The organism is Ruegeria sp. BHSB058 (assembly GCF_059613285.1).
The window spans coordinates 1-11,198 of sequence record NZ_JBXWSF010000105.1 but is presented as its reverse complement, the minus strand read 5'-3'; the positions used below and the strand labels follow the sequence as shown (position 1 = coordinate 11,198).

Sequence of the window (11,198 nt, the reverse complement as noted above, 5' to 3'; positions counted from 1 at the left end):
GTTCCGGGCCTTTGCTGGCGGCGGCGGACGAGTTTGACATTCAATTGACCGGGCGCGGTGGCCACGCGGCCAAGCCGCATGACACAGTAGACACCACGGTTATGCTGGCTCAGGTCATCATTGCGCTGCAAACGGTGGTATCGCGGAACGTGGATCCGACATTGCAAGCTGTCCTGTCGGTGACTTCGGTGGAAACCTCGTCCAACGCCTTTAACGTGATTCCGCAATCCGCCAGGTTGCGCGGCACTGTCCGAACCCATTCGAATGATGCGCGTGTATTGATCGAAAACCGTCTGAAGGAGGTTGTTGCCGGGACCGTTGCAGCGTTCGGAGGAGCAGCCGATATTCGCTACAGCCACGGAGTTCCGGTTACGATCAACGCCGAAGAGCAGACCGGCTTTGCCACCGAAGCTGCGGTTGTGGTCGGCGGCAGCTGCGTCGAGGCGCCGATGGTGATGGGGGGTGAGGACTTCTCATTCATGCTGCAGGAACGGCCCGGTGCGTTCATCGTTCTGGGAAATGGTGACAGCGCCGGATTGCACCACCCGGAATACGATTTCAACGACGAGATCATTCCGCTTGGGTGCTCGTGGTTTGCTGAAATGGTCGAACGTCGGATGCCGGCGGCCTGAGAAACTCAAGGAGTACACAGATATGCCAGTGAAAAACCGATTTGCCGAGCTGCAGGAGGAAATCTCTGCATGGCGGCGCGACATCCACGAGAACCCGGAAATCTTGTTCGAAACGCATCGCACCAGCGCATTGGTGGCGGAAAAGCTGAAAGAATTCGGGTGTGACGATGTGGTCACGGGTATTGGTCGCACCGGCGTTGTCGGCGTCATCAAAGGCAAGAGTGACAGCAAGGGCAAGGTGATCGGTCTGCGCGCCGATATGGACGCTTTGCCAATTCACGAGGCGACAGGGCTGGACTATGCCTCCAAGACGCCGGGTGCGATGCATGCCTGCGGTCATGACGGCCATACTGCGATGTTGCTGGGGGCTGCCAAGTATTTGTCCGAAACCCGTAATTTCGACGGTACAGTCGTTGTGATCTTTCAGCCCGCTGAGGAGGGTGGCGGCGGCGGTCGCGAGATGTGTGAAGACGGCATGATGGATCGCTGGAATATTCAGGAAGTCTATGGGATGCATAATTGGCCGGGTAAGCCGGTCGGCAGTTTCGCGATCCGGCCCGGCGCGTTTTTTGCGGCAACCGACCAATTCGACATCACCTTTGAAGGCAGAGGCGGCCACGCCGCCAAACCGCATGAGACGGTGGACACCACTGTGATGACAGCGCAGGCGGTACTGGCGCTGCAGACCATCGCCTCGCGCAATGCCGACCCCATCGATCAGGTGGTGGTATCGGTTACCTCGTTTGAGACATCTTCCAAGGCATTCAACGTGATCCCGCAGAAAGTGCAGATCAAAGGCACCGTGCGCACCATGAGCAAAAAAATGCGCGATCTGGCCGAAAAACGGATCAAGGAAATCTGCACCGGCGTTGCGGCGACCTTTGGCGGTACGGCGGACGTAACGTACATCCGCGGGTATCCGGTTATGGTCAACAGCGATGAGCAGACAGGCTTTGCCGCCGAAGTGGCACGCGCGGTGTCCGGCGATTGCGAGGAAGCGCCTCTGGTGATGGGGGGCGAGGATTTCGCCTTCATGCTCGAAGAACGACCGGGTGCCTATATCCTTGTCGGCAATGGCGATACGGCAATGGTGCATCACCCGGAATATAACTTCAACGACGAGGCAATCCCTGCCGGGTGCAGCTGGTGGGCCGAGATTGTCGAAAAACGCATGCCAGCGGCGTGATCCGCCATGGGCGCGGGCGAACAACTCTCGTGCCCTGACGATCTTTCAAGCCGGATCAAGCTGAGTGCATAATGTATCAATGACGGCGTCCAATGCCTGTTTTTGATCGGACACGCAGCTTTGCGCAGCCTCTCGGGCTGCTTTCAGTGCAGGTTCGTCGGACAACCATCGCGTGATGGCTTTTATCAGATCCCGAGCAGCGCGCACTTCGATTGCACCGCCATTCCTGATCAACGGTTTGTACGTTTCCGCAAAGTTGAAATAGCCCGGCCCGGTAATTATCGCCGCCCCGGCCTGAGCCGGCTCGAACGGGTTGTGTCCGCCGATCTCCTTCAGGGAGCCACCCAAAAAAACCAAGGGGCAGAGGGCGTACCAAGTCCCGGTCTCACCCAGAGTATCTGCCATATAGACCTGCGTTTGCGACGTGATGAGGTCCTTCGACGTTCGGCGCGCCATTTGAAGCCCGGCTTTAGAGATGAGGCGTGCGACCTCGTCCCCTCGTTCGGGATGGCGTGGGATAAGCAGCAGCAAGAGGTTGGGCCATTTTTTTAACAGTTCAGTGTGGGCCGCGAGAACGGTTTCTTCTTCCCCAGCGTGTGTAGAGCTTGCAACCCAGATCGGGCGATCACCAATTTGCGCCTGAATTTCGTCTCGGGTATTGTTATCGATCGGTAAAGGATCAGACATCGCCTTGAGGTTGGTTCCGGGCTGCACACGGGCGGCTTCGGCCCCCATTTCGATTAGATTTACGGCCGTCTTTTCGTTTTGGGTAAGAAACAGCTGGAACTGATCCAGTATGAACCGAGCAGTATCAGGGCGCTTCTTCCAACCCTGCACCGATTTCTCGGATAGTCGTGCGTTCAGCAGGGCCAATGGGATGCCGCGTGAAGAGCTTTCCACCACCAACCGCGGCCAGATTTCGCTTTCCACGAATATCCCGGCATCTGGCTTCCAATGTGCGAGAAACCTGCGCACGGACCCTGGTGTGTCAAGCGGCGGATACTGGTGGCGGGTACGGGGAGGTATGCGTTTTTCGATCAAAGCGGCCGAGGTGGGGGTGCCGGAGGTGATCAAAAACTCTGCGCGGGGCAGGCGCAGACCCAAACGTTTGATCAGGCCGAGAACAGAAAGGCTTTCTCCGACGCTGGCCGCATGAAACCAGATCAACTGGCCATCGGGCCTGGGCTGGCTTGCGTGGCCCAGACGTTCCCGTTGTCGGATCCTGGAAACACCGGCACGGTCCAGCTTGCGGCGAACCGCCAACCACGCAATTGGAGCCAACAGAGCAGTTGCGCCGCAATATGCCGCATAGAGCAATGTGGCCTTGCCTGATTTGCCAGACACCTCAGCCGCCTGTGTGGCTCATATGCCGGGTCATTCGGCCATCCACCTGTTGCCGCGAATAGTCGAAATCGTGCCCTTTGGGCTTCAGATGGATCGCGGCGCGAATGGCCGCCTCCAGGGCCTCCTCCGTGTTCGGATGATCGCGCAGGGGTTGGCGCAGATCGGCCATATCTTCCTGCCCGAGACACATGAACAATTCGCCTGTGCAGGTCAGACGCACTCGGTTGCAGCTTTCGCAGAAATTGTGGCTGAGCGGAGTGATGAACCCGATCCTTTGGCCAGTCTCCTCTAGCCTCACATACCGGGCTGGTCCGCCCGTGCGTTCGGCCAAATCGGTCACCTGATAGTGTCTTTCGTAATCCGAGCGCACGTCATTCAGTGACCAGTACTGATCCAGACGATCCTCATTGCCTATGTCGCCCATTGGCATGACCTCGATCCAGGTCAGGTCCATGTCGCGTTCGGCGCACCACTCGGTAATGCGGGGCAGTTCTTCCTCGTTGAAACCTTTCAGGGCCACGGTATTTATCTTGATCCGAAGTCCTGCCTTTTGCGCTGCATCGATGCCTTTCAAGACCTGCGGCAGCCGACCCCAGCGGGTGATATCGGAAAATTTCGACTCGTCTAGCGTATCCAGCGACACATTCACGCGTCGCACCCCAGCGGCATAGAGCTGATCCGAAAAGCGCGACAGTTGCGAGCCGTTGGTAGTCAATGTCAGTTCTTTCAGCGCGCCGCTTTCCAGATGGCGGGTCATGGCGTTGAAAAATGTCATGATGCCCCGCCGCACCAAGGGCTCTCCGCCCGTAATGCGCAGTTTTTCTACTCCCATGCGAATGAAGGTTGAACACATGCGGTCCAACTCTTCCAGCGTCAGAAGCTCTTTCTTGGGTAGAAAGGTCATGTTTTCCGACATGCAATACACACAGCGGAAATCACAGCGATCCGTCACGGAAACGCGAAGATAGGTGATGGCGCGGGCAAACGGGTCGATCAGCGGAGCAGTCATGCGCCATAGGTAAAGCGGGTGATGGGCGTCGGCAAGGGCCAACAGCGTTTTGACTGGCATGTCTTTGTGGGCGCGGATAGGGTCGCAGGCATGAGATACATCGCCTTGGTTATACTTGTCGCGCTCGCGGGGTGTTCGGCCATACGGTCGACCAAAGACCGTCTCTTCGGAGAGAATCAAACGTTGTCGGAGTCCGTTGTCACCGATGTTTCCGCCGAAGCCCCCGAAGAGGTGGCACAGACGCCAATCGCAGCCGATCCGGGCTGGAATGGGGCCAGGCAGACCATTGCAGGACTTGGCGATCCGACGCGACCGGGGCGGTGGCTGGAGACACCATTGGTGAAAACCGAGATCAACGGGCGTGTGGTAACACGGGATACCGGCGCTCAGGTCTATGTTCTGCTAATCCCTGCACCGGGACCCCAAGGTGCGGGAAGCCGTTTGTCCTTGGAAGCAATGCAGTCGATGTTGTTGCCGCTGGATCAGTTGGTCGAGTTGAACGTTTATTCCAACTGATCTGACAGGTATTTGCCGGCTTCTTTTCGGGCAAACGGTTTCATGGTTGCACCATGTTCGCTCAGAAATGCCGTGACGCGCGGCGCGTCATGTTTGGACAGGTCACGCAACCACCAGGCGACGGCCTTCTGGATGAACCAGTCGCGATCCGTGACATAGTCTGCTGCCCAACTGAGAACCCTTTCCCGCCGGTGCAGATCCTCGGGCTTGGGGTGGTTCTGCTTGGTCCAGGGAAGGGTTGCGACCAATGCGGCGCGGCGCGTCCACATATGTTCGGATCTAGTCCAGCCTTCGACCTGATCCAGACGCTCGGGATCAGCGGTCAGGCGTCTTTGCATCGCCATGCAGACGTGGTCGGCGACGGCCCATGCGTCAAAATCGGAAACCCAGCTTTGCAGTAAAGCCCAAACTGCCTCGTCAGATCCGATACGGGCCTGAGTCAGCAATTTCGCGGCGGCCAGACGGCCTTCGTGTATGTTTGTTTGCCACAGAGCATTGGCCAGTTCCACCCGTGTGCCAACCGCCAATTCCTGACGCCACGTCTTGGCCAATTCGTTGAGAATCGGATTGGCCACGCCCAGATAGGGACGATCCGCCTTGTGATAAGCTGCCATTTGGGCCGATCGTTCTGGATCGGCATGTGCCTTGATTTGATCTAGAAATGAGCCCAGCATGACCGGATCAGATTGGCACGCCAGTGGGTTTCTTATCGATCGTCTTTTGGTTCTTTTCGACCCAATAGGAGCGGATGTCGTCGTCGGATTTTCCATCCACCCATTTTTGCATCGTGTCGCGCTCGGATCGATAATCCATGAACGGAACTGCATAGCCGCATGAGGTCTGAACCATGTCCACGCTAACGTCGAAGATCTGACGCGCGCTGCGATGAGAGGGAAATTGAGAGGACAGTTTTCCCCAGTCGGGATCAGCTACCTGGACCGTGCGAGCAGATCCGTATACGCGCAAAATCATCGGTCGCGTTGTGAAAGAGCACCACATCAACGTTATACGGTTGGCCTCAAGCAGATGCCCGGCGGTTTCGTTGCCGCTACCGGTCAGGTTCATCCAAAGGATGCGATTCGAGTCCATTACCCGCAAGGAATCCATTCCCTTGGGGGATATGTTGACACGCCCTTCGGGGCCAGCCGAACCAGTAAAGAAGATATGCTGGCCTTCAATGAATTTGCGGTGCACTTCGTCCAGCGCCGGAAACTGTTTGGACATGTCTTACTCCACCGTTACGGATTTCGCCAAGTTGCGCGGTTGGTCGACATCCGTGCCTTTTGCAACTGCCGTGTGATAGGCCAATAACTGCGCGGGAACAGCGTAGAGGATCGGCGCAAGGCTGTTGTGGATATGTGGCATTCGGATCGTCGACCAGACGCCATCTTCGGCATCCGAAATGCCGTCATCGTCTGACACCAAAATGACCTTGCCCTTGCGTGCCATGACTTCCTGCATGTTCGACGTCGTCTTGTCGAACAACCCGTCGTGCGGTGCCAGAACCACCACAGGCATGTGTTTGTCGATCAGGGCTATGGGGCCATGCTTGAGCTCGCCAGACGCGTAGCCCTCGGCGTGTATATAGCTGATTTCCTTTAACTTTAGCGCCCCTTCGAGCGCTAGAGGATACATAAGTCCGCGGCCCAAGAACAGGACGTCGCGCGCTTCGCTGAGTTGCTGCGCGGCGACCCGGATCGCGTCATTCTGATCCAGAGCGGCGTTAAGCGCCGATGGCAGTCCTCGCAATGCAGAGAAGTGATCCGATAGTTGGTCGTGGGTCAGAGTTCCGCGATCTGCAGCAGCTTTCAAAGCCAGTAACAGCAACACCGTTAATTGGCAGGTGAAGGCCTTGGTAGATGCGACACCGATTTCAACACCTGCATGAATCGGCAGGGCGATATCGCTTTCCCTCGCGATCGAGCTCTCGGGGACGTTGACGACGGATACTATCCTGTCTGCTTTTCCTTCGCAGTATCGCAACGCCGCCAGAGTGTCGGCGGTTTCGCCCGATTGGCTTACGAACAGGGCAAGCGTTCGTTGCACCAAAGGCGGTTCGCGGTAACGGAATTCGGACGCGATATCGACCTCGACCGGAATTTTCGCCAGCTGTTCGAACCAGTATTTTGCCGTCAGGCAAGCATAAAAGGCTGTGCCACAGGCGACCATGGTCAAACGGTCAATCTTGGAAAAATCCAGATCTTCCGGAAGGCTTACCTGCTCACTTCCGGATGGCAGATAAGACCGAATGGCATCGGCAACGACCACCGGCTGTTCATTGATCTCTTTGGCCATGTAATGCTTGTAGCCATCCTTGCCGGTTCGGGCGTGATCGAGTTTGATTTCTCGGATTTCGCGGTTCGCCAACTCTCCGCTTTCCGTCCGAATTTCTACGGAGGACCGAGTTACGACCGCTCGGTCTCCTTCTTCCAGATAAGTGATGCTGTTGGTCAATGGGGCCAGGGCGATGGCATCGGACCCCACGAACATCTCGCCCTCGCCGTGACCGATGGCCAACGGCGACCCTTTGCGCGCCGCAACGATCAGGTCCTCTTCGCCTTCAAAAAGAAAGGCGAGAGCAAATGCGCCGTGGAGTCTGTCAATTGTTTTGAAGGCGGCTGCGACCGGATCCAGACCGCCCCGCATATGATGTTCCGTCATCAACGCGACGGTTTCGGTATCCGTTTCGGTTTGAAACTTGATACCGTTATCAGCCAGTTCCGCACGTAGTTCCCGGTAGTTTTCGACGATGCCGTTATGGACAACTGCTACCGGGCCGGCGCGATGGGGATGCGCGTTGCTGATGGAAGGTGCGCCGTGCGTGGCCCAGCGTGTGTGTCCAATGCCCGACTTGCCGGCCAAGGGCTCGTGTACCAGCAGATCGCTGAGATTGACCAGTTTGCCCACCGCCCTGCGACGATCCAGTGTGCCATTATTGATTGTGGCAATCCCGGCGCTGTCATAACCGCGATACTCAAGCCGTTTGAGCGCTTCCACCAGGATCGGCGCCGCCTCGTGATGGCCTAAAACCCCAACAATTCCGCACATAGAAACTTATCCTTTATCGCGGCGAGCCTTTTTCGCCTTCAACATATCAAACAATTTACGCGCATAACCGGGTTTGTTTTCCTGTTTGGCGCGCGCGACCGCCAATGCATCCGGTTCAACATCACGAGTGACGACTGTTCCGGTTGCCGTCATCGCCCCGTTACCTAAAGAGACAGGCGCAACCAACATGGTGTTCGAGCCGATAAAGACGTTATCCCCAATGCTCGTGTAGTGCTTCATCACGCCGTCATAATTGCAGGTAATCGTGCCAGCGCCGATATTCGTCGACGCTCCAACCGTGGCATCACCGATATAGCTGAGGTGGTTGACCTTGGCGCCCTCGCCGATCTCGGCGTTCTTGATTTCCACAAAATTGCCAATTCGGGCGTTCTCGGCCAATTCGGCGCCGGGTCGCAAACGGGCATATGGCCCGACAATCGCGCCTTGGCTGACGTGGCAGCCCTCGAGATGTGAAAAGGCTCGGATTGTGGCACCGCTTTCTATGGTGACGCCCGGCCCAAACACGACATGGGGTTCAATGATAGTATCGCGGCCGATCACGGTGTCCGCCGCCAGGTAGACAGTTTCAGGTGCCATCAATGTGACGCCAAGTTCCAGCAACTCTTCTCGTGCCCTCGATTGGAACACGGCATCGGCTGCCGCCAGATCTGTGCGCGAGTTCACCCCGAGCGTTTCCTCCTCATCACAGGCAATGGCAGTGACCTTCAGGCCTTGATCCCGGGCGATCTCAACTAAATCAGTCAGATAGTACTCACCCGATGCGTTGTCGTTGCCGACACTTGAAATGAGTGAAAACAATAGTTGTGAATCGCAGGCCATCAGACCTGAGTTGCAAAAGGTTATGCAACGTTCATCTGCCGAAGCGTCTTTGAATTCGACAATACGCTCCAACATATCGCCATTCATTACCAATCTACCGTATCTCGCCGGATCGGCGGCTTCGAAGCCGAGAATGACCAGATCGTTCCCCCTCCGAGCCTCAATCATTCTTTCGAGAGTGTTTGGTCGAATGAAGGGCGTATCACCATACAGCACCACAACGTCGCCGTGGAACCCGTCCAGCACGGTTCGAGCTTGATTGACAGCATGGGCCGTCCCTAACTGTTCGTCCTGAACAACTATCCTCGCTCGTTCGTCTTCCGCGCAGGCCTCTTGGCGCACGGCTTCCGCGCCATGACCGGCAACCACGATGGTGTGCTCGGGGTTCAGTACCGCGCCTGCCCGCATTGCGTGGATTAGCATGGGGACCTGTGCTATCGGATGCAGAACTTTTGGTAACTCCGAATTCATCCTGGTGCCTTTTCCGGCCGCGAGGATGACCAATGCAGTGCTCATGAATAGGTTTTCTCTTTCGTTTTGTTGCTGACCGTTTTATCCGCTATGTCCAAAGGCGCAAGCAGTTCGGTGATCAAACAAAATTGCCGATTGCAACACGACAAGGCGAAATCCCGCCGAGCATGGAGACGGAATGCGCACGGTTATCTTTGATCTGGATGGAACCCTAGCAGATACGTCGGGTGATCTTCTGGCGGCCGCAAACCATTGTTTTCGGCTGATGGGGCATGGTGATATTCTAGTGCCCGGCGAGGATGCCGGGATTGCCCTGCGTGGTGGAAAAAAGATGCTGACACATGGTCTGGAACGTCTGGACTGTTATCAGGCTGCCACGGTCGATGAATACTATCCGATCCTGCTGGCAGCTTACGGAGAGGCCATCGACCACCACACGCAATTCTACCCTGGTGCGCTGGCTGCGGTGGATGCGTTGCGGGCAGCAGGATACAAGGTTGGCATCTGCACCAACAAGCCCGAAGCCTTGGCCGATCTGCTGCTGACGCGCCTGGGCGCGCGTGACATTTTCGACTCGCTGATCGGAGCTGACACCCTGCCTGTGCGCAAACCCGATCCTGAACCATTGCGCGAGGCTGTTCGCCGCGCCGGAGGTGATCCGGACCGGTGCATTTTGGTCGGGGATTCCGACACCGACAGGAACACGGCGCGCGCTGCCGGGGTTCCGTCTGTTCTGGTAACATTTGGACCATCTGGCGACGACATGGCTGCGCTTGGTCCTGAGGCGTTATTGCATCATTTCGATCACTTGCCCGCCTTGGTCGCGGAGTTGATCGGGCAACCAGAGCCAGTCGGGTTGTAGCCAGCTTTCCAACCTCTGCCCGTAGTATTGCTGGGAGCATAATAGACATGACCGAGAAGTTTTCAGGCAGCTTCACCCAACAGGAGCCGATCCCCGATGATGCCATCGAGGCCGCAGTTGCGGTTATGCGCCATGGGCGGTTGCATCGCTACAACGTTGTCCCGGGCGAGATGAGTGAAACGGCGTTGCTCGAGCAGGAGTTCGCAGCCCAGATGGGCGCGAAATACTGCGTCGCTGTTGCATCGGGCGGTTATGCGCTTGCAACCTCATTGCGCGCTACTGGTGTAAAACCCGGAGATCCAGTGCTGACCAATGCCTTTACGTTGGCTCCGGTTCCCGGCGCGATTGCTTCGGCGGGTGGTCGACCGGTTTTTGTTGGTGTCACCGCGGGATTGACGATTGACCTCGAGGATCTCGCGGCAAAGGCAGGTCAGGCGAAAGTTTTGATGCTTAGCCATATGCGCGGCCATCTGTGCGACATGGATCGGTTGATGCAGATTTGTGATGAAGCCGGAATTAGGGTGATCGAAGATTGCGCGCATACGATGGGCGCGCGCTGGAACGGTACGCTGTCGGGACGGCAGGGCGCCATAGGGTGCTATTCTTGCCAAACATATAAACACGTAAACTCGGGTGAGGGTGGCTTGCTGATCACCGATGACGAGGAACTGGCGGCGCGAGCGGTGATGATGTCGGGTTCATACATGCTATACGAACGTCATGTGGCGGCGCCGGGACCGGAAGTGTTTGAGCGCATCAAGTACCATACTCCGAACATTTCGGGGCGGATGGACAATTTGCGGGCCGCGATCCTGCGCCCCCAGTTGCGCGATCTGGAAACACAGGTGGCGCGCTGGAACGATAGGTATCGCGAGATCGAGGCAGGCTTGCGTGACACGCCGGGCCTAACCGTTGTCGAGCGACTCGAGGCGGAATTCTATGTCGGATCGTCCATTCAGTTTCTTCTGCTCGACTGGTCCGCCGAACGCGTCGGCGAGGTGATCCGCCGATGTGCCGAGCGCGGGGTTGATCTGAAGTGGTTCGGCGGAACGGAACCCAGTGGCTTCACTTCGCGGTATGACAGTTGGCGCTATGCCGATTGTGAGCGCTTGCCAAAAACCGACCGCATTCTGGCTGGGGTCATTGACATGCGTGTTCCTCTGACATTCTCGCTGGACGATTGCCGTTTGATCGCACGCATCATTCGGGCCGAAGTCGGTGCGGTGTTTCAATCCTGAATGAACAAACACAGGCAGCGTCCGACACATTTTGAAGCGGCGTTCTGGAGAC

11 protein-coding genes are annotated in these 11,198 nt (G+C 57.1%); 5 read left to right on the top strand and 6 right to left on the bottom strand.

Translation table 11 applies throughout. From position 1 onward, the window contains the following. Both AC2FNB_RS18940 and AC2FNB_RS18935 read left to right on the top strand, forming a co-directional pair. Window positions 1-632 (top strand): M20/M25/M40 family metallo-hydrolase (locus AC2FNB_RS18940; RefSeq protein ID WP_496748403.1); only part of this gene is annotated, 632 nt, incomplete at its 5' end. Window positions 633-654: 22 nt separating this feature from the next. Next, complete coding sequence (locus AC2FNB_RS18935) at window positions 655-1,818, top strand: M20 aminoacylase family protein (RefSeq protein ID WP_496748402.1); 1,164 nt, start codon at window positions 655-657, stop codon at window positions 1,816-1,818. Window positions 1,819-1,863: 45 nt separating this feature from the next. Here AC2FNB_RS18935 and AC2FNB_RS18930 read toward each other — a convergent pair whose 3' ends face one another. After that, window positions 1,864-3,162, bottom strand: a complete 1,299-nt coding sequence (locus AC2FNB_RS18930) for a 3-deoxy-D-manno-octulosonic acid transferase (RefSeq protein WP_496748401.1) — start codon at window positions 3,160-3,162, stop codon at window positions 1,864-1,866. Between the two features lies 1 nt (window position 3,163). Next, a complete protein-coding gene (moaA, locus tag AC2FNB_RS18925; protein ID WP_496748404.1) occupies window positions 3,164-4,171 on the bottom strand; it encodes a GTP 3',8-cyclase MoaA in 1,008 nt (335 codons plus the stop codon). Window positions 4,172-4,354: 183 nt separating this feature from the next. On the opposite strand from moaA, the gene AC2FNB_RS18920 reads away from it, so the two are divergent. Next, window positions 4,355-4,687: a hypothetical protein gene (locus AC2FNB_RS18920; RefSeq protein ID WP_496748400.1), complete on the top strand. Its 333-nt coding sequence runs from the start codon at window positions 4,355-4,357 to the stop codon at window positions 4,685-4,687. Here AC2FNB_RS18920 and AC2FNB_RS18915 read toward each other — a convergent pair. From AC2FNB_RS18915 to glmU, 4 genes are read right to left on the bottom strand one after another with little or no spacing between them, the layout of a single operon-like run. Then, a complete protein-coding gene (locus AC2FNB_RS18915; protein WP_496748399.1) occupies window positions 4,675-5,361 on the bottom strand; it encodes a DNA alkylation repair protein in 687 nt (228 codons plus the stop codon). The genes AC2FNB_RS18920 and AC2FNB_RS18915 overlap by 13 nt on opposite strands. A gap of 7 nt (window positions 5,362-5,368) precedes the next feature. Next, window positions 5,369-5,911 (bottom strand): pyridoxamine 5'-phosphate oxidase family protein, encoded by a 543-nt coding sequence (locus tag AC2FNB_RS18910; protein ID WP_496748398.1) that lies wholly within the window; start codon window positions 5,909-5,911, stop codon window positions 5,369-5,371. A 3-nt stretch (window positions 5,912-5,914) separates the two neighbouring features. Then, entirely contained in the window at window positions 5,915-7,735 is a 1,821-nt protein-coding gene (gene glmS, locus AC2FNB_RS18905; protein WP_496748397.1) for a glutamine--fructose-6-phosphate transaminase (isomerizing), read from the bottom strand. Window positions 7,736-7,741: 6 nt separating this feature from the next. Next, complete coding sequence (gene glmU / locus AC2FNB_RS18900; protein ID WP_496748396.1) at window positions 7,742-9,091, bottom strand: bifunctional UDP-N-acetylglucosamine diphosphorylase/glucosamine-1-phosphate N-acetyltransferase GlmU; 1,350 nt, start codon at window positions 9,089-9,091, stop codon at window positions 7,742-7,744. Between the two features lie 133 nt (window positions 9,092-9,224). On the opposite strand from glmU, the gene AC2FNB_RS18895 reads away from it, so the two are divergent. Together AC2FNB_RS18895 and AC2FNB_RS18890 are read left to right on the top strand one after the other, a co-directional pair. Then, entirely contained in the window at window positions 9,225-9,908 is a 684-nt protein-coding gene (locus AC2FNB_RS18895; RefSeq protein ID WP_496748395.1) for an HAD-IA family hydrolase, read from the top strand. A gap of 47 nt (window positions 9,909-9,955) precedes the next feature. Then, window positions 9,956-11,146: a DegT/DnrJ/EryC1/StrS family aminotransferase gene (locus tag AC2FNB_RS18890; RefSeq protein WP_496748394.1), complete on the top strand. Its 1,191-nt coding sequence runs from the start codon at window positions 9,956-9,958 to the stop codon at window positions 11,144-11,146. The last annotated feature ends 52 nt before the right edge of the window (window positions 11,147-11,198 follow it).

What these genes read in the sequence shown, in the direction of transcription:
- AC2FNB_RS18935 (WP_496748402.1), top strand. Translation starts at nt 655, where the DNA reads ATGCCAGTGAAAAACCGATTTGCCGAGCTGCAGGAGGAAATCTCTGCA.
- moaA (WP_496748404.1), bottom strand. Translation starts at nt 4,171, where the DNA reads ATGACTGCTCCGCTGATCGACCCGTTTGCCCGCGCCATCACCTATCTT.
- AC2FNB_RS18915 (WP_496748399.1), bottom strand. Translation starts at nt 5,361, where the DNA reads ATGCTGGGCTCATTTCTAGATCAAATCAAGGCACATGCCGATCCAGAA.
- AC2FNB_RS18910 (WP_496748398.1), bottom strand. Translation starts at nt 5,911, where the DNA reads ATGTCCAAACAGTTTCCGGCGCTGGACGAAGTGCACCGCAAATTCATT.
- glmS (WP_496748397.1), bottom strand. Translation starts at nt 7,735, where the DNA reads ATGTGCGGAATTGTTGGGGTTTTAGGCCATCACGAGGCGGCGCCGATC.
- glmU (WP_496748396.1), bottom strand. Translation starts at nt 9,091, where the DNA reads ATGAGCACTGCATTGGTCATCCTCGCGGCCGGAAAAGGCACCAGGATG.
- AC2FNB_RS18895 (WP_496748395.1), top strand. Translation starts at nt 9,225, where the DNA reads ATGCGCACGGTTATCTTTGATCTGGATGGAACCCTAGCAGATACGTCG.
- AC2FNB_RS18890 (WP_496748394.1), top strand. Translation starts at nt 9,956, where the DNA reads ATGACCGAGAAGTTTTCAGGCAGCTTCACCCAACAGGAGCCGATCCCC.